General features: G+C 59.8%; 21 protein-coding genes. 10 read left to right on the forward strand and 11 right to left on the reverse strand.

Translation table 11 applies throughout. The features are described 5' to 3' along the window. Positions 1-63: 63 nt before the first annotated feature. Complete coding sequence (gene tcdA, locus ACW9JC_RS18475; protein ID WP_457456638.1) at positions 64-882, reverse strand: tRNA cyclic N6-threonylcarbamoyladenosine(37) synthase TcdA; 819 nt, start codon at positions 880-882, stop codon at positions 64-66. Between the two features lie 264 nt (positions 883-1,146). On the opposite strand from tcdA, the gene ACW9JC_RS18480 reads away from it, so the two are divergent. The 4 genes from ACW9JC_RS18480 to ACW9JC_RS18495 all read left to right on the forward strand — a co-directional run bounded on the left by ACW9JC_RS18480 (position 1,147) and on the right by ACW9JC_RS18495 (position 6,348). Further along, positions 1,147-3,738 (forward strand): glycosyltransferase, encoded by a 2,592-nt coding sequence (locus ACW9JC_RS18480; RefSeq protein WP_448106549.1) that lies wholly within the window; start codon positions 1,147-1,149, stop codon positions 3,736-3,738. 196 nt (positions 3,739-3,934) lie between these two features. Next, positions 3,935-5,086, forward strand: a complete 1,152-nt coding sequence (dapE, locus tag ACW9JC_RS18485) for a succinyl-diaminopimelate desuccinylase (protein ID WP_457456640.1) — start codon at positions 3,935-3,937, stop codon at positions 5,084-5,086. After that, the gene (locus tag ACW9JC_RS18490; protein WP_457456642.1) at positions 5,086-5,895 is read left to right on the forward strand and encodes a putative RNA methyltransferase; all 810 of its coding nucleotides are present in this window, start codon (positions 5,086-5,088) and stop codon (positions 5,893-5,895) included. The genes dapE and ACW9JC_RS18490 overlap by 1 nt, the downstream gene beginning before the upstream one ends. A 75-nt stretch (positions 5,896-5,970) precedes the next feature. Continuing rightward, positions 5,971-6,348 carry a hypothetical protein gene (locus tag ACW9JC_RS18495; protein ID WP_046041100.1) on the forward strand — a complete coding sequence of 126 codons (378 nt, stop codon included), beginning with the start codon at positions 5,971-5,973 and terminating at the stop codon, positions 6,346-6,348. A gap of 92 nt (positions 6,349-6,440) precedes the next feature. On the opposite strand, the gene ACW9JC_RS18500 is transcribed toward ACW9JC_RS18495, so the two are convergent. Then, positions 6,441-6,650 (reverse strand): cold-shock protein, encoded by a 210-nt coding sequence (locus tag ACW9JC_RS18500; RefSeq protein WP_007964248.1) that lies wholly within the window; start codon positions 6,648-6,650, stop codon positions 6,441-6,443. A 236-nt stretch (positions 6,651-6,886) separates the two neighbouring features. Here ACW9JC_RS18500 and plsB point away from each other — a divergent pair, with 236 nt between their 5' ends. The 4 genes from plsB to ACW9JC_RS18520 all read left to right on the forward strand — a co-directional run bounded on the left by plsB (position 6,887) and on the right by ACW9JC_RS18520 (position 11,138). Then, on the forward strand, positions 6,887-9,379 hold the full coding sequence (gene plsB / locus ACW9JC_RS18505; protein WP_338585018.1) for a glycerol-3-phosphate 1-O-acyltransferase PlsB: 2,493 nt from the start codon (positions 6,887-6,889) through the stop codon (positions 9,377-9,379). Between the two features lie 169 nt (positions 9,380-9,548). Continuing rightward, positions 9,549-9,929: a YbaY family lipoprotein gene (locus tag ACW9JC_RS18510; RefSeq protein ID WP_457456644.1), complete on the forward strand. Its 381-nt coding sequence runs from the start codon at positions 9,549-9,551 to the stop codon at positions 9,927-9,929. Positions 9,930-10,023: 94 nt separating this feature from the next. Further along, on the forward strand, positions 10,024-10,422 hold the full coding sequence (locus ACW9JC_RS18515; RefSeq protein ID WP_448106543.1) for a YbaY family lipoprotein: 399 nt from the start codon (positions 10,024-10,026) through the stop codon (positions 10,420-10,422). 26 nt (positions 10,423-10,448) lie between these two features. Continuing rightward, a complete protein-coding gene (locus ACW9JC_RS18520) occupies positions 10,449-11,138 on the forward strand; it encodes a DUF4197 domain-containing protein (protein ID WP_457456646.1) in 690 nt (229 codons plus the stop codon). A 110-nt stretch (positions 11,139-11,248) separates the two neighbouring features. On the opposite strand, the gene ACW9JC_RS18525 is transcribed toward ACW9JC_RS18520, so the two are convergent. The 4 genes from ACW9JC_RS18525 to ACW9JC_RS18540 all read right to left on the reverse strand — a co-directional run bounded on the left by ACW9JC_RS18525 (position 11,249) and on the right by ACW9JC_RS18540 (position 17,840). After that, entirely contained in the window at positions 11,249-12,595 is a 1,347-nt protein-coding gene (locus ACW9JC_RS18525; RefSeq protein ID WP_457456648.1) for a Fic family protein, read from the reverse strand. Positions 12,596-12,738: 143 nt separating this feature from the next. Beyond that, on the reverse strand, positions 12,739-13,020 hold the full coding sequence (locus tag ACW9JC_RS18530) for a DUF6124 family protein (protein ID WP_457456650.1): 282 nt from the start codon (positions 13,018-13,020) through the stop codon (positions 12,739-12,741). 647 nt (positions 13,021-13,667) lie between these two features. Beyond that, the gene (locus ACW9JC_RS18535) at positions 13,668-16,733 is read right to left on the reverse strand and encodes an efflux RND transporter permease subunit (protein ID WP_457456652.1); all 3,066 of its coding nucleotides are present in this window, start codon (positions 16,731-16,733) and stop codon (positions 13,668-13,670) included. Positions 16,734-16,739: 6 nt separating this feature from the next. Further along, a complete protein-coding gene (locus tag ACW9JC_RS18540; RefSeq protein ID WP_457456654.1) occupies positions 16,740-17,840 on the reverse strand; it encodes an efflux RND transporter periplasmic adaptor subunit in 1,101 nt (366 codons plus the stop codon). A 93-nt stretch (positions 17,841-17,933) separates the two neighbouring features. Between ACW9JC_RS18540 and ACW9JC_RS18545 the strand changes: the two genes are divergently transcribed. Further along, the gene (locus ACW9JC_RS18545) at positions 17,934-18,572 is read left to right on the forward strand and encodes a TetR/AcrR family transcriptional regulator (RefSeq protein WP_457456656.1); all 639 of its coding nucleotides are present in this window, start codon (positions 17,934-17,936) and stop codon (positions 18,570-18,572) included. A 137-nt stretch (positions 18,573-18,709) separates the two neighbouring features. On the opposite strand, the gene ACW9JC_RS18550 is transcribed toward ACW9JC_RS18545, so the two are convergent. Next, a complete protein-coding gene (locus tag ACW9JC_RS18550) occupies positions 18,710-19,492 on the reverse strand; it encodes a class I SAM-dependent methyltransferase (RefSeq protein WP_445177290.1) in 783 nt (260 codons plus the stop codon). A 93-nt stretch (positions 19,493-19,585) separates the two neighbouring features. Between ACW9JC_RS18550 and ACW9JC_RS18555 the strand changes: the two genes are divergently transcribed. Beyond that, positions 19,586-20,206 carry an energy transducer TonB gene (locus ACW9JC_RS18555; protein WP_457456658.1) on the forward strand — a complete coding sequence of 207 codons (621 nt, stop codon included), beginning with the start codon at positions 19,586-19,588 and terminating at the stop codon, positions 20,204-20,206. Between the two features lie 15 nt (positions 20,207-20,221). Here ACW9JC_RS18555 and ACW9JC_RS18560 read toward each other — a convergent pair whose 3' ends face one another. Genes ACW9JC_RS18560 through ACW9JC_RS18575 form a run of 4 tightly spaced genes read right to left on the reverse strand, consistent with a single transcriptional unit; the run spans position 20,222 to position 22,941 of the window. Further along, entirely contained in the window at positions 20,222-20,917 is a 696-nt protein-coding gene (locus ACW9JC_RS18560) for an extensin-like domain-containing protein (RefSeq protein WP_457456660.1), read from the reverse strand. A 2-nt stretch (positions 20,918-20,919) separates the two neighbouring features. Next, a complete protein-coding gene (locus ACW9JC_RS18565; protein WP_457456662.1) occupies positions 20,920-21,741 on the reverse strand; it encodes an isocitrate lyase/PEP mutase family protein in 822 nt (273 codons plus the stop codon). 34 nt (positions 21,742-21,775) lie between these two features. Further along, positions 21,776-22,636, reverse strand: a complete 861-nt coding sequence (locus ACW9JC_RS18570) for a DUF72 domain-containing protein (protein WP_457456664.1) — start codon at positions 22,634-22,636, stop codon at positions 21,776-21,778. After that, positions 22,636-22,941 (reverse strand): hypothetical protein, encoded by a 306-nt coding sequence (locus ACW9JC_RS18575; RefSeq protein WP_338585005.1) that lies wholly within the window; start codon positions 22,939-22,941, stop codon positions 22,636-22,638. The genes ACW9JC_RS18570 and ACW9JC_RS18575 overlap by 1 nt, the downstream gene beginning before the upstream one ends. Positions 22,942-23,116: the final 175 nt, after the last annotated feature.

The following is a 23,116-nucleotide window of genomic DNA, read 5'->3' on the forward strand; positions in this document are numbered from 1 at the left end:
TTTAAAAAGCAAAATCAAAAGATCGCAGCCTTCGGCAGCTCCTACAGGAATCTTCGTCCGCCTTTAAACCTGTGGCTTGACCCGCTCCGCCGGCCGCCGAACCCCGGCCACAATCTTGTCCACAGCCTTGGTCGCCGCGACCATGCCGAACGTCGCCGTCACCATCATCACCGCGCCAAAGCCACCGGCGCAGTCGAGCTTCACGCCATCGCCGACAAAACTCTTCTGCAAGCAAATGCTGCCGTCCGGTTTCGGGTAGCGCAGCTGCTCGGTGGAAAACACGCACGGCACGCTGTAATGGCGGGTCACTGTGCGCGAGAAGCCGTAATCACGACGCAAGGTCGAGCGCACTTTTGAGGCCAACGGGTCATTGAAGGTACGGTTGAGGTCGCAGACCTGAATCAGCGTCGGGTCGATCTGCCCGCCCGCACCGCCGGTGGTGATGATCTGGATCTTGCGGCGCTTGCACCAGGCGATCAGCGCCGCTTTCGCGTTGACGCTGTCGATGCAGTCGATCACGCAGTCGATGTTCGGCGTGATGTACTCGGCCATGGTGTCGCGGGTGACGAAGTCCGGCACTGCATGCACCGTGCAGTCCGGGTTGATCCCGCGCAGGCGCTCGGCCATCACTTCGACCTTGGGTTTGCCGACGGTGCTGTCCAGCGCGTGCAACTGGCGGTTGGCGTTGCTGACGCAAACATCGTCGAGGTCGAACAGCGAAATCTCGCCCACGCCGCAACGAGCCATGGCTTCCGCCGCCCACGAACCAACGCCACCGACGCCGACGATCGCCACATGGGCCGCGCGCAGGCGTTCAAGCCCTTCGACGCCATACAAACGGGCGATGCCTGCAAACCGCGGATCTTCTGTACTCATGACCATCACCTCAAAAACCGGCGCGCATTATAGGGCCGTCGGCGGCCAAGAGCATCATCGAGCTATGAACGGGCATCTTCCATTCAAACTGCATCGAACGAAGATTTGCCCTATACGCTCTAACGAAAGAACTTAAGTCGACTTGGATTGCCCAACATCCGGCATTTCCCTCTCCGCTGTACGTTCAGAGAAGTGCCAGTGTAGGATGCGCGCCCCTTGGCGACCGCCAATGTTCTTCCTGTTCCACAGCCTTTGGAACCCGAAATAGCTATGTCATCGCGTAAATTTGGACTCAACCTGGTGGTGGTGCTTGCCATCGCTGCCTTGTTTACCGGCTTCTGGGCGCTGATCAACCGCCCGGTCACCGCCCCCAACTGGCCTGAACAGATCTCCGGCTTCTCGTATTCGCCGTTCCAGCAAGGTCAATTCCCACAGAAAGAGCAGTATCCGACCGACGATCAGATGCGACGCGATCTGGAGATCATGAGCAAGTTGACGGATAACATCCGTACTTACTCCGTCGACGGCACGCTGGAGAACATCCCGAAACTGGCGGAAGAGTTCGGCCTGCGGGTAACCCTCGGGATCTGGATCAGCCCTGACCAGGAACGCAACGAGCGGGAAATCACCCGCGCCATCGAAATCGCCAATTCCTCGCGCAGCGTGGTTCGCGTGGTGGTCGGTAACGAGGCGATTTTCCGTAAGGAAATCACTGCCCAGGAACTCAGCGTCCTGCTGGACCGCGTTCGCGCCGCCGTGAAGGTGCCGGTGACCACGTCCGAGCAGTGGCACGTCTGGGAAGAACATCCGGAACTGGCCAAGCACGTCGACCTGATCGCCGCGCACGTCCTGCCTTACTGGGAATTCATCCCAATGGACAAGGCCGGGCAGTTCGTCCTCGACCGCGCCCGCGACCTGAAAAAGATGTTCCCGAAAAAACCGTTGCTGCTGTCCGAAGTGGGCTGGCCGAGCAACGGCCGCATGCGCGGTGGCGCCGATGCGTCGCCGGCCGATCAGGCGATTTACCTGCGCACACTGGTCAACAAACTTAACCGTCAGGGCTTCAACTACTTCGTGATCGAAGCGTTTGACCAGCCGTGGAAGGCCAGCGACGAAGGTTCGGTGGGCGCCTATTGGGGCGTGTTCAACGCCGCGCGCCAGCAGAAATTCAACTTCGAAGGCCCGGTAGTGGCGATTCCGCAGTGGCGCGTCCTGGCCATCGGCTCGGTCGTCCTGGCCTTGCTGTCGCTGACCTTGCTGATGATCGATGGCTCGGCCCTGCGCCAACGTGGCCGTACCTTCCTGACCTTTATTGCGTTCCTTTGTGGTTCGGTGCTGGTGTGGATCGGTTACGACTACAGCCAGCAATACAGCACCTGGTTCAGCCTGACGGTCGGTTTCTTGCTGGCCCTCGGCGCGCTCGGGGTGTTTATCGTGTTGCTGACCGAGGCCCACGAACTGGCCGAGGCAGTGTGGATTCATAAACGGCGCCGCGAATTCCTGCCGGTTGTGGGTGATTCCAGTTACCGGCCGAAAGTCTCGATCCACGTGCCCTGCTACAACGAGCCGCCGGAGATGGTCAAACAGACCCTCAATGCCCTGGCCAACCTCGACTATCCGGACTTTGAAGTCCTGATCATCGACAACAACACCAAGGACCCGGCGGTCTGGGAACCGGTGCGCGACTACTGCGAAACCCTCGGCCCGCGCTTCAAGTTCTTCCATGTCGCGCCATTGGCCGGCTTCAAGGGCGGCGCGCTGAACTATCTGATCCCGCACACCGCCAAGGACGCCGAAGTGATCGCGGTGATCGACTCAGATTACTGCGTGCACCCGAACTGGCTCAAGCACATGGTGCCGCACTTCGCCGACCCGAAAATCGCCGTGGTGCAGTCGCCGCAGGACTACCGCGACCAGAACGAAAGCACCTTCAAGAAGCTCTGCTACGCGGAATACAAAGGCTTCTTCCATATCGGCATGGTCACTCGCAACGACCGTGACGCGATCATCCAGCACGGCACCATGACCATGACCCGGCGCTCGGTGCTCGAAGAGCTGGGCTGGGCCGACTGGTGCATTTGTGAAGACGCCGAGCTCGGTCTGCGTGTGTTCGAAAAAGGCCTGTCGGCGGCGTATTACCACGACAGCTACGGCAAAGGCCTGATGCCCGATACCTTTATCGACTTCAAGAAACAGCGGTTCCGCTGGGCCTACGGTGCGATTCAGATCATCAAGCGTCACACCGCCAGCCTGCTGCGCGGCAAGGACACCGAACTGACTCGCGGCCAGCGCTACCACTTCCTCGCGGGCTGGTTGCCGTGGGTGGCGGACGGCATGAACATCTTCTTCACCGTCGGCGCACTGCTGTGGTCGGCGGCGATGATCATCGTTCCGCAACGGGTCGATCCGCCGCTGCTGATTTTCGCGATCCCGCCGTTGGCGCTGTTCGTGTTCAAGGTTGGCAAGATCATCTTCCTCTACCGTCGTGCGGTGGGCGTGAACCTGAAAGATGCGTTCTGCGCGGCGCTGGCCGGGCTGGCGTTGTCGCACACCATCGCCAAAGCAGTGTTGTACGGCTTCTTCACCAGCAGCATTCCGTTCTTCCGCACGCCAAAGAATGCCGATAACCACGGCTTCTGGGTGGCCATTTCGGAAGCCCGGGAAGAGGTGTTCATCATGCTGCTGTTGTGGGGTGCGGCCTTGGGAATCTTCCTGGTCAACGGCATGCCGAGCAACGACATGCGCTTCTGGGTGACCATGTTGCTGGTGCAATCGCTGCCGTACCTGGCGGCGTTGATCATGGCGTTCCTGTCGTCGCTGCCAAAACCGGCACCGGAGGCGCAAACGGCACCTGCCGTCTAAATCTCTGCGGATGCACTAAACGGCGGCCAATGGTCGCCGTTTTGCTTTAAGATAACCGCCATTTTGCGCGCCTTGCCCCATTCATGTAGGAGCAAAGCTTGCTCGCGATTGACGCGACTCGGTGTAACAGAAAGTCCTCATCATCGTTCATCGCGAGCAAGCTTTGCTCCTACACAATATGCTTCCGGAGTTTTCCATGACGGCCCAAGCCGACCTTTCGCCGACCCTTCAACTCGCCATCGACCTGATCCGCCGTCCGTCCGTCACGCCGGTCGACGCCGATTGCCAGAAGCAGATGATGCAGCGCCTGGGCGATGCCGGTTTTGCGCTGGAGCCGATGCGCATCGAAGATGTGGATAACTTCTGGGCCACTCACGGTAAACATGACGGCCCGGTGCTGTGCTTCGCCGGCCACACCGATGTGGTGCCGACCGGCCCGGTGACCGCCTGGCAGATCGACCCGTTCAACGCGCTGATCGACGAACACGGCATGCTCTGCGGCCGTGGCGCGGCGGACATGAAAGGCAGCCTGGCGTCGATGACCGTGGCCGCCGAGCGTTTCGTCGCCGACTACCCGGATCACAAAGGCAAAGTCGCGTTCCTGATCACCAGCGACGAAGAAGGCCCGGCACACCACGGCACCAAGGCTGTGGTCGAGCGTCTTGCCGCACGTAAAGAGCGTCTGGACTGGTGCATCGTCGGCGAACCGTCGAGCACCACCCTGGTCGGTGACGTGGTCAAGAACGGCCGTCGCGGCTCCCTCGGCGCCAAGCTGACCGTACGTGGCATCCAGGGCCACGTGGCCTATCCGCACCTGGCGAAGAACCCGATCCACCTCGCCGCCCCGGCACTGGCCGAACTGGCCGCCGAGCATTGGGACCACGGCAACGATTTCTTCCCGCCTACCAGTTTCCAGATCTCCAACGTCAACTCCGGCACCGGCGCGACCAACGTCATTCCGGGTGACCTGGTGGCGGTGTTCAATTTCCGTTTCTCCACCGAGTCGACCGTCGAAGGCCTGCAGAAGCGCGTTGCAGACATCCTCGACAAGCACGGACTGGACTGGCACATCGACTGGGCGCTGTCCGGCCTGCCGTTCCTCACCGAGCCGGGCGCGCTGCTTGACGCCGTATCGTCGAGCATCAAGGACATCACCGGTCGCGAGACCAAGGCGTCCACCAGCGGTGGCACTTCCGACGGCCGCTTCATTGCGACCATGGGCACGCAAGTGGTTGAGCTGGGGCCGGTCAACGCGACCATCCACCAGGTCAACGAACGCGTGCTGGCAGCCGATCTCGATGTGCTGACCGAAATCTACTACCAGACCATGATCAAGTTGCTCGCCTGATGCTTGCGTGTCCGATCTGTAGCGAACCGCTGAGTGTGGTGGACAACGGCGTAGCGTGCCCCGCCGGGCACCGTTTCGACCGCGCGCGCCAGGGTTACCTGAACCTATTGCCGGTGCAACACAAGAACAGCCGCGACCCTGGGGATAACCAGGCGATGGTCGAAGCCCGCCGCGACTTCTTGAACGCCGGGCATTACGCGCCGGTGGCCAAGCGTCTGGCGGAGTTGGCCGCGAGTTATGCGCCACAGCGCTGGCTCGACATCGGTTGTGGCGAGGGCTACTACACCGCGCAAATCGCCGATGCCTTGCCGCACGCTGACGGCTACGCCCTGGACATTTCCCGAGAAGCGGTCAAACGCGCCTGCAAACGCAATCCGAAACTGACCTGGTTGATCGCCAGCATGGCCCGCGTGCCATTGGCTTCCGGCAGTTGCCAGTTCCTGGCCAGTGTCTTCAGTCCTCTGGATTGGGATGAAGCCAAACGCCTGCTCAGCGTTGGCGGCGGCCTGATGAAAGTCGGGCCGACCAGCGGCCACCTGATGGAATTGCGCGAGCGGCTGTATGACGAAGTCCGCGAGTACATTGACGACAAGCATCTGGACCTGGTGCCGGAAGGCATGGCGCTGGCGCACAGCGAAACGCTGACGTTCAAGCTGACGCTGGACAAGCCGCAAGATCGCGCCAACCTGCTGGCGATGACGCCTCACGGCTGGCGCGCGAGTGCCGAGCGTCGTGCGGCAGTCATCGATCAGGCCGAGCCGTTCGAGACCACCGTGTCAATGCGCTACGATTATTTCGTTCTTCAATAACTTTTGGTTCCGGGCGAACGCCCGGTGCCGGCTAAATCCGCGAATGGATTTTTCAGACACGCAGTGAGGACATCCATGCGCCAACCCGATATCGAGATTTACCTGAAAGACGCCGACGTCGACCACAAAGCCATTTCCGCGTGGCTCGGTGCGGCATTGGGTCCGTGCACCGACTGGGTCCAGAAAGGCCAGACCTACAAGTGCAAGGCCGGCAATGTGCCGGTGACCTGGTTACCGAAAGCCGTAGGAAAGTGGAACAGCCTGTATCTGGAAAGCGACCAGACGCCGTGGGACGACGACATCGCCTGCGCTCGCGCCGCGTTTGCCGCGCTGAATGTTGAAGTGCGTTGCGCGCCGGGAACATGGGTCGAGGAAGAAGGCGAAGAGACGGCGGATCGCTGGATTCGCATCAGCGCCGATGGTGAAGAAGAGATCACCTGGAAAACCGCGTAAAAGCAAAAAGATCGCAGCCTGCGGCAGCTCCTACAAGGTTATGTGTACACCTGTAGGAGCTGCCGCAGCCTGCGATCTTTTGATTTTGAAAATTACAGCCCCACCACATCCTCAGCCTGCAAGCCTTTCTCTCCGGTCACCACCGCATATTCAACCTGCTGGCCTTCAGTCAGTGAACGGTGGCCTTCACCGCGGATCGCGCGGTAGTGCACGAACACGTCCACCCCGTCTTCGCGCTGAATGAAGCCGTAGCCCTTGGCGTCGTTGAACCACTTCACGTTGCCGGTTTCACGTGTTGCCATTTGTTCATACCCCTTTTTTATTATTGATCGGGCTCTTCGCAGGAAAGCCTCGGGAACGTCAGCCTGCACATGCTGGCCCAATGAAGGCAGCGGCGACAGAGCGCCGAGTATATGACAGACGTTAAAACTCTCAACAGGAGTTTACTTCCGCGCTTTTTTGCCGATTTTCGATGAATCCGGCACACTATCGGCCGCCCGAGCATTTGCTTGGTTTTATTCACTCACGCAGAAGCCGTATGACCCGTTCCCCGTTCCGCCGTCTTGTGTTTGGCACCCTGCGCCGACTGCTTTACCTCTGGGTTCGCTCGGAGACGATCAACCAGTCGTCGTTCACCCTCAACCTCGACCGCAGTCGTCCGGTGTTCTACGTCCTGCAAAACCCTTCGCTGACCGACCTTGCCGTGGTCGACACCGAATGCAGCAAGGCTGGACTGCCGCGTCCGGTGCTGCCGGTCTCGGTGGGTAACCTTCTGGAACCGGCCGCGTTCTTCTACCTGACCCCGGACCCGGACTGGCTCGGCCGCCAGGACAAGCGCGGCGCGCCGCCGACCCTGACCCGCCTGGTCAGTGCCCTGAGCCAGAACGCCGCCGAAGATGCGCAGATCATTCCGGTCAGCGTGTTCTGGGGCCAATCGCCAGACAGCGAAAACAGCCCATGGAAACTGCTGTTCGCCGACAGTTGGGCCGTCACCGGTCGCCTGCGTCGCTTGCTGAGCATCATCGTCCTGGGGCGCAAGACCCGCGTGCAGTTTTCCGCACCGATTCACCTTCGCGAGCTGATCGAGCACAACAAGGGCCACGAGCGCACAGTGCGCATGGCCCAGCGCATCCTGCGGGTGCACTTCCGCAATCTGAAGGCTGCAGTAATCGGTCCGGACATTTCCCACCGGCGCAATCTGGTCAAAGGTCTGCTCAACCAGCCGATGGTCAAGCAAGCGATCCTCGACGAAGCCGAACGCGAGAACATTTCACCGGAGAAAGCCAAGGCCCAGGCTTTGCGCTATGGCAACGAAATCGCCTCGGACTACACCTACACGGCGATCCGTTTTATGGAAGTGGTGCTGAGCTGGTTCTGGAACAAGATCTACGACGGCATCAAGGTCAACCACATCGAAGGCGTGCAGAAGGTCGCCCAGGGTCACGAAGTGATCTACGTGCCGTGCCACCGCAGCCACATCGACTACCTGCTGCTGTCCTATCTGCTGTTCCGCAACGGCCTGACCCCGCCGCACATCGCCGCCGGGATCAACCTGAACATGCCGGTGATCGGCAGCCTGCTGCGTCGCGGCGGCGCGTTCTTCATGCGCCGCACGTTCAAGGGCAATCCGCTGTACACCTCAGTGTTCAACGAATACCTGCACACCCTGTTCACCAAAGGCTTCCCTGTCGAATACTTCGTCGAGGGCGGCCGTTCGCGCACCGGGCGCATGCTGCAACCGAAAACCGGGATGCTGGCGATCACCCTGCGCAGCTTCCTGCGTTCGTCGCGGATGCCCATCGTGTTCGTGCCGGTGTACATCGGCTACGAGCGCGTACTGGAAGGGCGAACCTATCTTGGCGAGTTGCGCGGCGCGGCCAAGAAGAAAGAGTCGATCTTCGATATTTTCAAAGTCATCGGCGCGCTCAAGCAGCGCTTCGGTCAGGTGGCGGTGAACTTCGGCGAGCCGATCAAACTGGCGGAATTCCTCGACAGCGAACAGCCTGACTGGCGCCAACAGGAACTCGGCCCGCAGTTCAAACCGGCCTGGCTCAACGAAACCACCAATCGCCTCGGCGAGAAAGTCGCCCAGCACCTGAACGAAGCGGCGGCAATCAACCCGGTCAACCTCGTTGCACTGGCACTGCTGTCCACCAGCCGCCTGGCCCTGGACGACCGCGCCATGGCGCGGGTGCTCGACCTGTATCTGGCGCTGTTGCGCAAAGTCCCGTACTCACCGCACACCACCTTGCCGGAAGGTGACGGCCGCGCGTTGATCGAACATGTGAAGGACATGGATCTGCTGTCCGAGCAGAGCGATGCCTTGGGCAAGATTCTCTATCTGGACGAACAGAACGCCGTCCTGATGACCTACTACCGCAACAACGTTTTGCACATCTTCGCGTTACCTGCGCTGCTGGCGAGTTTCTTCCAGAGCGCGTCGCGCATGAGTCGCGAACAGATCCTGCGCTACACCCGCGCGCTGTACCCGTACCTGCAAGCCGAGCTGTTCATTCGCTGGTCGCTGAATGAATTGGATGCGGTGATCGATCAATGGCTAGAAGCCTTCGTCGAACAAGGCCTGCTGCGCTTCGAAAACAACGTGTACCTGCGTCCGGCACCAAGCTCGCGGCATTTCGTGTTGCTGACGCTGCTGTCGAAGAGCATCGCCCAGACTCTGCAGCGCTTCTACATGACGGTTTCCTTGCTGCTCAACAGCGGCCAGAACAGCATCAGCGCCGAAGAACTGGAAGACCTGTGCACGGTGATGGCCCAGCGCCTGTCGATCCTCCACGGCCTCAACGCCCCGGAATTCTTCGACAAGAGCCTGTTCCGCCACTTCATCCAGACCCTGCTCGACCTCGACGTGCTCAAGCGTGATGAAGCGGGCAAGTTGAGCTACCACGAACTGCTCGGCGAACTGGCCGAAGGCGCAGCCAAACGGGTGTTGCCGGCGGATATTCGTCTGTCGATCCGTCAGGTGGCGGTGCATCGCAGTGAAGATGCGGCGGAATTGGTAACGCCGATCTGATTTCATTCGGATCACTGCACGTCGTTTTATGGCTGAAGCAAGGATGCTTCTGACTCATACCACTCCCCCTTCGTCCCGAATCGCAGGATTTTCCCTACATAGAAATCGTGGTATCGACCCTATGCTGGGCGCTCGCCAATTCCGGCGATTCATTGATAAGGAAATCAATATGAGCAACGAACCCGTCAGGACCATCAGTGGCAAAGTGCATTACCTTGAAAGGATTGCGCTGGCGCCAAACTCTAAACTTTACGTCAGTTTGCAGGATGTCTCTGTATCCGACGTACCCGGAAAATTACTCGACCAGCAAGTTATCCCTGATGCAGGAACGGCAGGATTGAACTTTACCCTGACGTATCGTGTAGCTGATGTCGTGCCTGGTCACCGGTATGCAATCAGTGCCCAAATCAAACACGACGATAAGCTGATTTTTGTTACCACCCAACATCACCCGGTAATACTGGACGCTGCCTACCTGGCACCTCAGGAAGTACTGGTCCATGCCTACGACGAACGCCCACGCGGTACCCGTAATCCGGATCGCCCATAAGCACGACGAGTCGCCGGGCGATATTGCCGGGAAAACCCGCTAGATTATCGTTGGCGCCTGTCTACTTCGGGCGCCAATGACAAGGATCCTCCTCATGAAAAAAATCTCTCTGCTTGGACTTACCGTTTTGCTCGGCGCGTGCCAATCCATGCAACCTGCTCCGAAAGCCAGCCTCGATGGCGAAGTCTTCTATCTGCAACGCAGCGCCTTGCCACCGAGCGCGGTGTTGAGCGTCAGCCTGCAGGACATTTCCCTGGCCGACGCTCCGGCGGTGGTCCTCGACGAACAGAAAGGTCAGGTCAAAGGACAGGTGCCGCTGCCGTTTCATCTGAGTTACGATCCGGCGCAGGTTAAACCTGGGCATCGCTACTCGGTCAGCGCGCGCATCGAAGTCGACGGTAAGCTGATGTTCATCACCACCGAAAACCATGCCGTGCAGCTAGATGGCAAAGACCCGCAACCGCTGAAAATACGCGTCGACGCCGTCCGCTAACTCTCTTTTTGTACAAGGAAGCCACCATGTTCCGCCCTACCCTTCGCTTCGCCGGCCTGTGCGCAGGTTTGATGATCAGTGCCAGCGCGATGGCGCTGTCCCTCAGCGACCTGTCGCAGAAAGACGCCACCGGCGGACTCAAGGATGCCCTGACCCAAGGCGCGCAACTGGCCGTGAAACAGCTCGGCACTCCGGGTGGCTTCAGCAACAATCCCGACGTAAAAATCGAACTGCCGGGCAAACTGGGCAAGGTCGCCAGCAAAATGAAACAGTTCGGCATGGGCGATCAGGTCGATCAACTGGAAACCAGCATGAACAAAGCGGCGGAAACCGCCGTGACCCAGGCCCAGCCGATCCTCGTGGATGCAGTGAAGAAAATGTCCGTGGAAGACGCCAAGGGCATCCTCAGCGGTGGCAACGACTCGGCCACCCAATACCTGAGCAAAACCAGCCGCGAACAAATCCGCGCCAAATTCCTGCCAATCGTCAAGCAAGCCACCGACAAGGTCGGCCTGGCCCAGCAATACAACTCATTCGCCGGCCAAGCCGCGACCATGGGCGTGATCGACACCAAGAATGCCAACATCGAAAGCTACGTCACCGAACAGGCCCTGAACGGTCTGTTCGAAATGATCGGCAAACAGGAAGAAACCATCCGCCAGAACCCGGCGGCTGCGGCGACAAGTTTGGCGAAGAAGGTGTTTGGTACGCTCTAATCGCAGCACCAAAACTGTAGGAGTGAGCCTGCTCGCGATTGCGGTGTGTCAGTCAACGTTCAAGTCGACTGACATGGCCTCATCGCCAGCAGGCTGGCTCCCACAATGGCTCAAGACACGGAAACCGACCGCAAAAAGTACACCCACTCCCTCCCCATCCTGCGTTTCTCAAACAACTTCAACTCAGCCAGCCCATTCAACGTGGCCGATGCCGTGTTGTAGGAGCAACCCAGATTCTCCTTCACATTGCCCGCCGTAAACTCCTTGGCCATTCCGCTCTTGGCCACTTGGAACAATGCCCGCTGTTTCTCGGTGAGTTGCTCGAGAAAACCGCTCTCCTGCAACCAGCAATCGAACTGCTGCACATCGATCAGACTTTTGCGAAACACCTCGGTAAAACTGCCTACAGCTCGCAACACCACTGAACACTGGAAGTCGATGAAATACGTCAGATCCAGGTCGTCCGCCTCGGTATCCAGATACGAGCGCCCGTACTTCACCGGCGCATTGCGCAACAAAACACTGATCGCGATGTAGCGGAACGCCGAATAGTCATTCTTGAACATGAACCAGTAGAACAACGCCCTTGCGACCCGACCGTTGCCGTCGCGAAAGGGATGCTCGTAACCGAGTGCAAAATGCAGCGCGATGCCTTTGATCAACGGATGAAGGTAATTCGCTTGAAGGGGGTTGTTTTGGGAATGGTTGATCCACTCCACCAACGCCTGCAATCGTGACGCGAGACCTGCTGCCAGTGGCGGCGTATGAACGGTGTTGCCCTCGCCATCCTGCACCACGACGTCATCGTTGCTTCTGAAGGCTCCCGGCGAGTACCGCGGATCATCGATACCCTCGACACCCACGCGGTGCATCGCCGCGATCAATTCAACGCTCAGCGACTCGTAACGCTGCTCCCAGGCAAAGTTCATCATCTTGAAGTTACCGATGACCATTCGCTCATCCGGCGTGCGCGGCAACCGATGACGCTTGAGCATGTCCTTCGCTACCCGAGTCGTGGTAGCCGCACCTTCGAGCTGGCTGCTGCTGATGGCTTCGTCTTCGATCAGGTCATTGAGCAGATAAGTGAAATGCGCACGCTCGCCGATCTGGCCGGTCATGTACTCCAACACTGCGGTTGTCGTTTGCCGGTCCACCGCGGAGATGGCTTTTTGCGCCAACGGCGTCATCACGAATTGCAGCCACCGGGAAGGTTCACCCAAGGACATAAGGCGCGAATATTGTGCAGCCCGGGCTTTCTTGACCAAGGCCCAGCACAGATTCGAATCCAGCCCCGGCGCCCAGCGATAGCGCAATGCATCGAATGGCAGGTAACGCCCTCGATCATCCAGAGGCTTGAGCAACGCGAGGTAGTCGCAAAGGCGCTCCTTGTGCGGTGATTGACCAAGCCGATCGAACACCGGATCAGACCTTCCCCTCAACCTGGGCGGATTTTTCATGGGTGATGACTCAAACGCTCGTAAACCGGACTCTCGAGTACAACACCTGGACCTTTGAGCCTCAATATCAGACGAGTCTGAGATCTGTGTAGGAACGATGTTTGCCCGCCGACCTGTACGGACTCAGCGGGCTTTTTGTTGTGCTAGTGCTGTGGGTCGAGTTGGTCCAGCACGCCGTTCACCGATAATTGCGCCAGGACAATCATCTGCTGAATACCCAACACCAGATTGCAGGTTGGACCGGTCAGGGTGGATGACAACTCTGTGGCCATCACATTGGCCGAGGCGAGGGTTTCGTAGGCGTGGACGAGTAGGGTTTCGGAGTTGATGCCGGGGCGGATGGTGAAGATTGGGCAGGGACGGTGTGAAACTCTCGTTGGTTTTTCCGATTCCGTGGCGGAAGAATTTGGAGTGTCGTTGATCATTGCGAAGCTCCCATAGCAGGCACCTAACAAACTATTGGCGGGCTTGCAGTCCCGGTCGCTGAATTGGCAGCGACGGTCAAAGGCTAGAGATCGCGCTTCCGACGGACAACCTGAAAATCTTGTGGGAAAGGTCTGAATGTTTGATTGAGTGATAAACAGTGTTGGCTGTCAGGCCGCCATCGCTGGCAAGCCAGCTCCCACAGGGGACGGGATATATCTGGCAGAGACTGGTCGTCTGTCTGGCCGCCATCGCCAGCAGGCTGGCTCCCACAGAAAAAGCAAAATCAGTTCGGCGTACACCCACGCTCTTCACCACTCAACAGGCCGAGCGTTAGCTCGCCTGCCGCTTTTGATCCACCCGCCCCATCGGCAGGCTGAGTGGAGGCGTTTATCCGGGGGTTAGGCGCGTAGCGCCGTGCGGCGAAGCCGCACACATCGAGAGGAGGTCGTCGCGAAGCAGACCGGAGGCGATGCCCCCGGATGAATGCCGGAGCGAAGGAACTCCGAGCCTTAGCGAGGAGCCGTACGTAAGGGGCGAGACCTTTGCTTCCTTTGGGCTGGGCCGGCACTCCGGCGTTTGCCAAAGGGAGTCGCCGTAAGGGCGAAACCATAACTGGCCGTTACCGAAGAAACGGATATGTACCCGATCAAACAGTCTCTTTCCGAACCCGAAACCACGCAGCATAAAGAGCCGGCAAAAACAGCAGCGTCAACGCCGTAGCCACAATCAACCCCCCCATGATCGCCACCGCCATCGGCCCGAAAAACACACTGCGCGACAACGGAATCATCGCCAACACCGCCGCCAGCGCCGTCAACACAATCGGCCGGAACCGCCGCACTGTCGCCTCGATAATCGCCTGCCAAGGCTTCAACCCTGCCGCGATATCCTGCTCGATCTGATCCACCAGAATCACCGAGTTACGCATGATCATCCCCGACAAGGCGATGGTCCCGAGCATGGCGACAAAACCAAATGGCTGACGGAACACCATCAGAAACAGCGTCACCCCGATCAACCCCAGCGGCGCCGTCAGAAACACCATGGCCGTGCGTGAGAAACTGCGCAGTTGCAGCATCAGCAACGTCAGCACCACGACGATGAACATCGGCACGCCGGCGTTGACCGATTTCTGCCCGCGCTCCGAATCTTCCACCGTGCCACCAACATCCAACAAATACCCGTCCGGCAATTCAGCACGAATCGGATCGAGGGTCGGCATGATCTGCTTCACCAACGTCGCCGGTTGTTCCTTGCCATAAATGTCCGCACGAACAGTCACGTTGGGCAGGCGATTGCGGTGCCAGATCACGCCTTCTTCGAAGCCGTATTCCAGGGTAGCGATCTGCGACAGGGCCACGCTGCGACCGTTGTCGGTCGGCACCGCCAGGCTTGGCAGCAACGACAGCTCGGTACGCTCATGCGCGGTGCCGCGTAGCAGGATCTCGATCAACTCGTTGTCTTCGCGATACTGGCTGACACTGGAACCGGTCAGGGAGCTCTGCAAGAACTTCGACAGGTTCGCCGTGCTCACGCCAAGTGCCCGGGCACGGTCCTGATCGATGTTCAGGTACACGACTTTGCTCGGCTCTTCCCAGTCCAGGTGAACATTGGCCACGTGCGGATTTTCGCGAACCTTGGCCGCGACTTTGCGGGCCAGTGCGCGGACTTCCTCGATGTGTTCACCGGTGACGCGGAACTGCACTGGATAACCAACCGGCGGGCCGTTCTCCAGACGAGTGACCCGCGAGCGCAGGGCCGGGAATTGTTCGTTGAGAGTCGCGATCAACCAGGTGCGCAGGCTTTCACGCTCTTCGATGGTTTTCGCCAACACGACAAACTGGGCGAAGCTCGCCGCAGGTAATTGCTGATCCAGTGGCAGGTAAAAACGCGGCGAACCCGTGCCGACGTAGGCCACGTAGTTGTCGATCCCGGCCTTGTCCTTGAGCAGCGCTTCGAGGCGTTTGACCTCATCGGCGGTGTTGCTCAGGGACGCGCCTTCGGCCAGTTTCAGGTCGACCATCAGTTCCAGCCGGCCCGATGCCGGGAAGAATTGCTGCGGCACGAAGCGGAACAGCACGATGGAGGCAATGAACAACACCACCGTCGCCAGGATCACGGTTTTGCGCCAATGCACGCACCACTCCACCAGTCGTCTGACGCGCTGATAGAACGGTGTACCGTAAGGATCAGGTTGCCCTGTGCCATGTTTGGCCGCATGAATTTTCGCCAGGTCCGGCAGGAGTTTTTCACCGAGGAACGGCACAAAAACCACGGCCACCACCCACGATGCCAACAGCGCGATGGTGACCACCTCGAAGATTGAGCGGGTGTATTCGCCAGTGCCGGATTGCGCGGTGGCGATCGGCAGGAACCCGGCAGCAGTGATCAGCGTGCCGGTGAGCATCGGGAACGCAGTGCTGGTCCAGGCATAGCTCGCGGCTTTGATCCGGTCGAAGCCCTGCTCCATTTTGATCGCCATCATTTCCACGGCGATGATCGCGTCGTCCACCAGCAAGCCCAGCGCCAACACCAGTGCGCCAAGGGAAATCTTGTGCAGGCCGATGCCGAGGTAATACATGCAGGCGAACGTCATCGCCAACACCAACGGAATCGCCAGGGCGACCACCATGCCGGTGCGCACGCCGAGGGAGAAGAAGCTCACCAGCAACACAATCGCCAATGCTTCCACCAGCACCTGAACGAACTCGCCAACACCGGTTTTCACCGCCGCGGGCTGATCGGAAACCTTGCGCAGTTGCATGCCGGCCGGAAGGTTTTTCTGGATGCGGGCGAATTCGACTTCCAGCGCTTTGCCCAGCACCAGGATGTCGCCACCATCCTTCATGGCCACGGCCAGACCGATCGCATCCTCCGCCATGAAGCGCATACGCGGTGCCGGTGGATCGTTGAAGCCACGTCGTACGTTGGCTACATCGGAAATGCGGAACGTGCGATCGCCGACGCGAATCGGGAAGTTCTTGATCTCATCGACCGTCTGAAAATTCCCCGAGACCCGTAGCTGCAATCGCTCGCTGGTGGTTTCGAAGAAGCCGGCGGTGGACACCGCATTCTGTTCTTCAAGCGCCTGTTGCACCGCCGCCAACGGCAAGCCCAGGGTGCCGAGTTTGACGTTGGAGAGTTCGATCCAGATCTTTTCGTCCTGCAAGCCGAGCAGATCGACCTTGCCCACGTCCTTGACCCGTTGCAGCTGGATCTGGATGCGGTCGGCGTAATCCTTGAGCACGGCGTAGTCGAAGCCGTCGCCGGTCAATGCGTAGATGTTGCCGAAGGTGGTGCCGAATTCATCGTTGAAGAACGGCCCCTGAATCCCCGGCGGCAAGGTATGGCGGATGTCGCTGACCTTCTTGCGCACCTGATACCAAAGCTCCGGGATGTCCACCGAGTGCATGGAATCGCGGGCAATGAACGTCACCTGGGACTCGCCCGGGCGGGAGAACGAGACGATGCGCTCGTACTCGCCGGTTTCCATCAGCTTCTTTTCAATACGCTCGGTGACTTGGCGCGAGACTTCCTGCGCCGTGGCGCCCGGCCAGTTGGTGCGGATCACCATGGCTTTGAACGTGAACGGCGGGTCTTCGCTTTGGCCGAGTTTGGTGTAGGAAAGTGCCCCAACGATGGCCAGCAAGAGCATCAGGAACAGTACGATCTGGCGATTGCGCAGCGCCCAGGCGGAAAGATTGAAACCCATCGGGGATTACTCCTTGTCCGCCAGATTGACCACGCGGTTGGAGCGATCCACCGGGCGCACTTGTTGCCCGTCGAGAAGCACATGCACGCCGGCGGCCACCACCCAGTCGCTGGCGTTGAGGCCTTCGAGCACCGGGACGGTTTTCTCGCCGAAGGCACCGACCCGCACCGGGGTCTTCTTCAAGGTGTTGTTGGCGCTGACCACCCAGACGTAGGTCACGCCGCCCTCTGCGGTCAGTGCGGAAAGCGGAACCGACAACGGGATGACTTCGGCAGTCTGTACAAACACCCGGGCGCTCTGCCCCAGTTCGGCCGGGACTTTGCCGGCGTTGAACGCGATGCGCGCGGCAAAAGTACGGGACTTCGGATCGGCGGCTGGCGACAGTTCGCGGATGTGCCCGGCGAAGCGCTGATCCGGTTGAGTCCACAGTTCCACAGACACCGGCTGACCAACCTTGAAGCGACCAAAGCTCTGCTCCGGCAGGCTGATCAACACTTCACGCTCGCCATCGGTGGCGAGCGTGAACACGGTTTGCCCCGCGGCCACCACTTGCCCGACTTCCACCGCGCGCTTGGCCACCACGCCGTCCTGCGGTGCACGCAGCACCGCGTAACTGGCCTGATTGGTCGAGACGTTGAATTCGGCTTTGATTTGTTTGAGACGCGCTTCACCGGAACGGTAAAGGTTTTCGTGATTGTCGTACTGCGAGCGGCTGACCAGTTGACGCTCCATCAGCGTTTTGTAGCGATCACGCTCGGCGCGCACCATGTTCAGATTGGCCTCGGCGGCGGCGACCTGAGCGCGGGTGGCTTCCAGTTGCAGGCGCACGTCCTGGGGATCGAGCTCGGCCAGCGGTTGGTCGGCCTTGACTCGCTGCCCTTCGTCGACCAGTCGTCGGCTGACTTTGCCGCCGATGCGGAACGCCAGGTCCGGTTCAAAGCGGGCACGGACTTCACCAGGATAGCTTTCGGTCGCCTGCGCCGAAGGCTCTGGCTGAACCACCATGGCCGGGCGAACGCTGACTTGCGGCGCCTCTTCGTGACCACACGCAGTCAATAAAAACGCCAGGCTGACTGGCAATGCGAGGGGCAAGGCATAGCGGAACATGGTGAAGGACCTTTCGCTAATGGTGCTTGGAATAATTATACTGGCGAGTATGTTATTAATAGCAAACTCACCAGTCCAGTAATAAAAGCGAATATGCCGAACAATCTTTCAGCACCCAATGGCCCAGGCAGACCCAAGGATTTGGTCAAGCGCCAGGCCATTCTCGACGCGGCGAAAACGCTGTTTCTGAGTAAGGGTTATGCCAATACCAGCATGGATGCCGTCGCAGCCGAGGCCGGTGTGTCAAAGCTGACGGTCTACAGCCATTTCAACGACAAGGAGACGCTGTTCTCCGCTGCCGTGGTGGCAAAGTGCGAAGAGCAATTGCCGCCGCTGTTTTTCGAACTGCCGGAAGGCGTCGCGGTGGAAACCGTGCTGCTGAATATCGCGCGCGGTTTTCACCATTTGATCAACAGTGACGAATCGCTGAACCTGCACCGTTTGATCATGGCACTGGGCAGTCAGGACCCGAACCTCTCACTGATCTTCTTCGAGGCCGGGCCTCAGCGCATGCTGGACGGTATGGAACGCTTGCTGAGCAAGGTCAACGAAAGCGGCCTGCTGAGCATCGATAAACCGCGCAATGCAGCGGAACACTTCTTCTGCCTGCTCAAGGGCGCGGCGAATTTCCGGCTGCTGTTTGGATGTGGCGAGCCGTTGGATGACGAGGCCGCCGAGAGTCATGTGCTGGAAGTGGTGGAGTTGTTTATGCGGGCTTATCGGCCTGAGTGAGCCTGATGGGCTTGTTGTGTCTGAACAGGCGCTATCGCTGGCAAGCCAGCTCCCACAGGGTCCGGGGTGATCTCATTTCTTGAGCCCAACACAAAACCTGTGGGAGCGGGCTTGCCCGCGATGGGGGCAACTCGGTCTTAAGGCTTCAGCGCTTTCTTCGGGTAAATGTCATACCGACTGGATTTGCCATCCAGCGCATGGCTCGGCTTCGGCCCTTCTATACACGGCGCCTTGCGCGGGCGCTTGACCACCACCCGGTGGCTGGCCAGCGCCAACGCGGCTTCAAGCAATGCCGGCGCATCCGGATCATCCCCCACCAACGGCCGGAACAGACGCATTTCCTTCTTCACCAGCGCCGTTTTCTCACGGTGCGGAAACATCGGGTCGAGATAGATCACCTGCGGCGGCTCCCCCTCCCAATTGCGCATCACCTCGATCGAATTGCCCTTGAGCAAGCGCATGCGCGCCACGATGGGGGCCACGTCGAAATCCTCCGCGCCACGGGCCAGGCCATCCTCCAGCAAAGCGCCAATCAGCGGCTGACGCTCGATCAGGCTCATCTCGCAACCCAGGCTCGCCAGGACGAACGCATCCTTGCCCAACCCCGCCGTAGCGTCCAGCACACGCGGGCGCACGCCCTGGGCGACGCCAACGGCCTTGGCGATCATCTGCCCGCTGCCACCGCCGTACAACCGTCGATGCGCCGCGCCACCTTCGACGAAGTCCACCCGCACCGGCCCCGGTGCGTCCGGTCCCAACTGTTGCAGCTGCAAACCCTGGTCACCCACCTGCAACGCAAACTCGCCGTCAGCCACCTGCAGCGGCAGGCCCAGGCGCTCGGCCCATTGCTCGGCCTGTGGCTGAAAGTTCGTGCTCAGGGCCTCGACATGGATGCGGCAGGCCGCGGGTTGATCAATCATCAGAAAACACGCTCAAAAAATTAATGATCGGCAAAAACTGCCGATAACAAAACTATCGAGCATTTTGCCAGAGCTGAGCGTCGACCGAGAGAAATGTCAGACATTCAACCCACATTCACAGGTTTTATCTCGCCCTACGGCGACTACAACCTGCGAAACACCCAGGCACTGAGCGGCGTCAGCCACATCTGGCAGGATTTCTTTGCCCGAGCGCTGGCCGAACAGTCGGGTGAAGTGCTGCCTCAATCGCTGAACTTTCCACCGGTCGATCTCGAAAGCCCGGTTGAACCCACCGTAGGCAGCGACCTGCTGGCGCACATCGTTTCCCAGCGCGAATGCGACGTGAAAGACAACGAAATCCGCCCGCCCGAGCCGCTGTTCCTGCCGATTGCCGAATTCGAAATGGACCTGGCCGACAAGCCTTTCCCACCGTTCCCGGCAGAAGAAATCGTTGCGCAGCAACAACAGCAGAACTTCGAAAGCGGCTGGGTCCGTCCGATCGTGTTGACCGCCGGTCAACCGCTGCCAGAGGCCGGCCCGGCACCGCAACCGCGCCCGCTGCACCTGCCGATCGCCGAGTTCGAACTCGACTTGCTCGATAAGCCGTTCCCGCCGTTCTCGCCGGAAGAATTGGTGGCGCAACAGAAACAACTCGATTTCGATAACGGCTGGGCACGCCCAATCATCCTGCAGAACCTGCGCCTCGCCGCATAAGTCTCAACGACTTCCTCAGCGACACACCCACCACGGCCCGACATCCAGATGAAAGTGATTGCGATGGGCGGCGTTGTAATCCGGGCTCAACACCGCACTGAACAAACCGCAGGCGCCATCGCGAACCAGCCTCAGAAACTGCGCGTCCTGATTACCCTTGGGCCAATCCTTGAGCACACTGATGGTTCGACCGTCAGCCAGCCGAAAACCGGCGATATCCAGCGCATTGGCCGACGCGTGCTGACTGAGTCGGCCATTCTCGCGGCCGTAGACATTGCGGCAGGCAAAACTGCCGAGGTGGTCGACCCGCGCCACCGCTTGCCCGTAAACCAACTGCGCCGCCGGTTGCAGGGCATGATGCTCGAACAGCGCAAACGATACGGCCAGACGGCAACTGGCGAGAAAGCTGCCGCTCAACGCCACATCTCCGCCCTGCACACGCAGGGCATCGGTCAGCGGGCATTTGGCGTCGGGGCTGTTGGCCTGCGGGGTCACGCGCAAACCGGAGCTGCCCAACGCCTGCTCACACAGTTTTGGATCATCGCGCAGGCGCATCAGTTTGTAGCGGGTCAGCAGGTTCGGCGTGGCCTTCACGTCCAGCGGTGCCCAAGGGTTCCACTGCGGCGGCACTTGCAGCCAACCGCGCCAGGCGCTCACACCCGTCGCAGCGATGATCAACAGCACCAGCAACAGCCACCAGCGGAACCGCATCGTCAGCCTTTGAACAATTGATTGGCCTGGGCGTACGGCATCGAGCGCGAGGTGAAGCCGAATGTGCCGGACGTTTTGATCTCTTCGGCGGCGCGGTAGAACTCGCCCAACGCCGCCAAGGCCAGCGCCGAACCGACACTGATGCGCTTGACGCCCATTTCGCTCAACTCCTGCACGGTCAGCTTCAAGCCGCCGGACATCAACACATTGACCGGCTTCGGCGCCACGGCGCGGACCACCGCCAATACGTCTTCAGCGCTGCGCAAGCCTGGCGCATACAACACGTCGGCCCCGGCTTCGGCGAAAGCCTGCAAGCGGCGAATCGTATCGTCGAGATCCGGATTGCCATGCAGGAAATTCTCGGCCCGCGCCGTCAGCGTGAAAGGGAACGGCAAGCTGCGAGCGGCAGCGACGGCAGCTTCGATGCGCGTCACGGCGTGTTCGAAGCAATAGATCGGAGCGCCCTCACGACCCGTCGCGTCTTCGATGGAACCACCGACGGCGCCCGCCTCTGCTGCGCGCAAAATGCTTTTGGCGCAATCGGCGGGGTTGTCGGCAAAACCGTTTTCAAGGTCCACTGCCACCGGCAGATCTGTCGCGGCGACAATCGCCCGGACGTTTGCCAGCGTGTCGTCCAAGGTCAGCCCGCCATCGGGACGTGCCTGGGAAAAGGCATATCCGGCACTCGTGGTTGCCAGCGCCTCGAAGCCCAGGCTGGCGAGCATTTTTGCCGAGCCGGCGTCCCACGGATTGGGAATCACAAAAGCGCCGCTACGTTCGTGCAGGGCTTTGAAGGCTTGGGCTCGAAGGGTTTGCGCATCCATTGGCAGGCTCCTGAAAAGGCGAACGAGTCCGCCTTCAGAGTAAGCCAAGTTGCTCGGCGGCGGGTTCTCTGTATAGCTCAGGCAGCGCCGGCAAGCCAGGCAAACGCAGCATCAATCGGCTGTGAAAACGTTGCGCCAGTTTCGCCGCCAGCAGGTTATCGGCGGTGTGCAGGAAGATATACGGCGTGCGGCCCTCTTCGATCCAGACCGCAATTTTCTCCACCCACGGCAGCAGAAACGGGTCATTGGCCTCAAGCTGTGGATGGCCGATGAAACGCACCTGCGGGAATTGAGTGAATGCGGCCGGACGCGGAGGAACTCGGGGTTTCTTCGATAGGGCGTGGAGTACCGAGGGATCGGTCGAGGTGCAGCTGAACAGCGCGCGCGGGTCGAGACAGATGCGCTCAACGCCACGGTCCAGCAACAGGCGATTGAGCATTCGCTCGCTGTCACCCTTGGCGAAGAAATCGTCATGCCGCACTTCCACCGCCAATGGCCGCTCCAGTGCATCGATGAATGCGGCGAGTTCAGGCAAGCGTTGTGGCGTGAAGCTTTTCGACAGCTGCAACCACAGCGGCGAGACCCGTCCACCCAGAGGGCTGAGCAACCGAGTGAAGGTTTCGGCGGCCGTCAGCTGTTCGCGCAGGTCGCCGCCGTGGCTGATGTCGCCGGGGAATTTGGCGGTGAAGCGAAAATGCTCGGGCATGGTTTCCGCCCAGCGCTGCACGGTGCTGGCAGCCGGGCTCGCGTAGAAAGTCGTGTTGCCTTCTACGGCGTTGAATACTTGGGAATAGAGATTTAGAAAATCAGCGGGTTTGGCGTCCGGCGGATACAGATAATCGCGCCAGGCGTTTTCACTCCAGGACGGGCAGCCGAGGTAGTAAGGCAGCAACATCAGATGTACAGGTCGAGACCCAGCACTTCCGCATCCCAATCGACGAAACCGGCGGTGCTGAGGTAGCTGGCCAGGGCCATCGCCACGCTTTTGCTCATCGCGCGGTGGTAGAGCATGTCTTGCTGACGGGCAGGGAGATTGCTGATTTTTTGCGCGGCAGCTTTGGCGGCACGGGCGGCCAGTTGCTCTTCGGACGGAAATTCCGCATCGCCGTCGATATCGACGGACTCGTCTTCCACCACAGGGCCTTTGCGAGGCTTGCGCTTGATGGGGTAGGACTGAGAGGAAATGCCGTCTATACGCATAAGTGCATGCTCGGTATCAGTGATGGCAGTTTAGTGGCGCATAACCCACTTCGCAAACCGCCGAGTGATAACTAGAACACATAAAAGACAAAAGGTTTAAAAGCTGGGGTTAGAAATCGACGATTGGTGGTGCCTGTAAAAGATCGCAGCCTTCTGCAGCTCCTACAAAGGAATG

The sequence above is a fragment of the Pseudomonas sp. SDO5591_S426 genome (assembly GCF_054070755.1).

Coding starts and splice junctions, on each gene's coding strand:
- tcdA (WP_457456638.1), bottom strand. CDS start 882: ATGGTCATGAGTACAGAAGATCCGCGGTTTGCAGGCATCGCCCGTTTG.
- ACW9JC_RS18575 (WP_338585005.1), bottom strand. CDS start 22,941: ATGCGTATAGACGGCATTTCCTCTCAGTCCTACCCCATCAAGCGCAAG.
- ACW9JC_RS18510 (WP_457456644.1), top strand. CDS start 9,549: ATGAGCAACGAACCCGTCAGGACCATCAGTGGCAAAGTGCATTACCTT.
- ACW9JC_RS18550 (WP_445177290.1), bottom strand. CDS start 19,492: ATGATTGATCAACCCGCGGCCTGCCGCATCCATGTCGAGGCCCTGAGC.
- ACW9JC_RS18490 (WP_457456642.1), top strand. CDS start 5,086: ATGCTTGCGTGTCCGATCTGTAGCGAACCGCTGAGTGTGGTGGACAAC.
- ACW9JC_RS18515 (WP_448106543.1), top strand. CDS start 10,024: ATGAAAAAAATCTCTCTGCTTGGACTTACCGTTTTGCTCGGCGCGTGC.
- ACW9JC_RS18480 (WP_448106549.1), top strand. CDS start 1,147: ATGTCATCGCGTAAATTTGGACTCAACCTGGTGGTGGTGCTTGCCATC.
- ACW9JC_RS18555 (WP_457456658.1), top strand. CDS start 19,586: ATGTCAGACATTCAACCCACATTCACAGGTTTTATCTCGCCCTACGGC.
- ACW9JC_RS18500 (WP_007964248.1), bottom strand. CDS start 6,650: ATGGCAACACGTGAAACCGGCAACGTGAAGTGGTTCAACGACGCCAAG.
- ACW9JC_RS18495 (WP_046041100.1), top strand. CDS start 5,971: ATGCGCCAACCCGATATCGAGATTTACCTGAAAGACGCCGACGTCGAC.
- ACW9JC_RS18540 (WP_457456654.1), bottom strand. CDS start 17,840: ATGTTCCGCTATGCCTTGCCCCTCGCATTGCCAGTCAGCCTGGCGTTT.
- ACW9JC_RS18520 (WP_457456646.1), top strand. CDS start 10,449: ATGTTCCGCCCTACCCTTCGCTTCGCCGGCCTGTGCGCAGGTTTGATG.
- ACW9JC_RS18535 (WP_457456652.1), bottom strand. CDS start 16,733: ATGGGTTTCAATCTTTCCGCCTGGGCGCTGCGCAATCGCCAGATCGTA.
- ACW9JC_RS18530 (WP_457456650.1), bottom strand. CDS start 13,020: ATGATCAACGACACTCCAAATTCTTCCGCCACGGAATCGGAAAAACCA.
- ACW9JC_RS18570 (WP_457456664.1), bottom strand. CDS start 22,636: ATGTTGCTGCCTTACTACCTCGGCTGCCCGTCCTGGAGTGAAAACGCC.
- ACW9JC_RS18560 (WP_457456660.1), bottom strand. CDS start 20,917: ATGCGGTTCCGCTGGTGGCTGTTGCTGGTGCTGTTGATCATCGCTGCG.
- dapE (WP_457456640.1), top strand. CDS start 3,935: ATGACGGCCCAAGCCGACCTTTCGCCGACCCTTCAACTCGCCATCGAC.
- ACW9JC_RS18545 (WP_457456656.1), top strand. CDS start 17,934: ATGCCGAACAATCTTTCAGCACCCAATGGCCCAGGCAGACCCAAGGAT.
- ACW9JC_RS18525 (WP_457456648.1), bottom strand. CDS start 12,595: ATGAAAAATCCGCCCAGGTTGAGGGGAAGGTCTGATCCGGTGTTCGAT.
- ACW9JC_RS18565 (WP_457456662.1), bottom strand. CDS start 21,741: ATGGATGCGCAAACCCTTCGAGCCCAAGCCTTCAAAGCCCTGCACGAA.
- plsB (WP_338585018.1), top strand. CDS start 6,887: ATGACCCGTTCCCCGTTCCGCCGTCTTGTGTTTGGCACCCTGCGCCGA.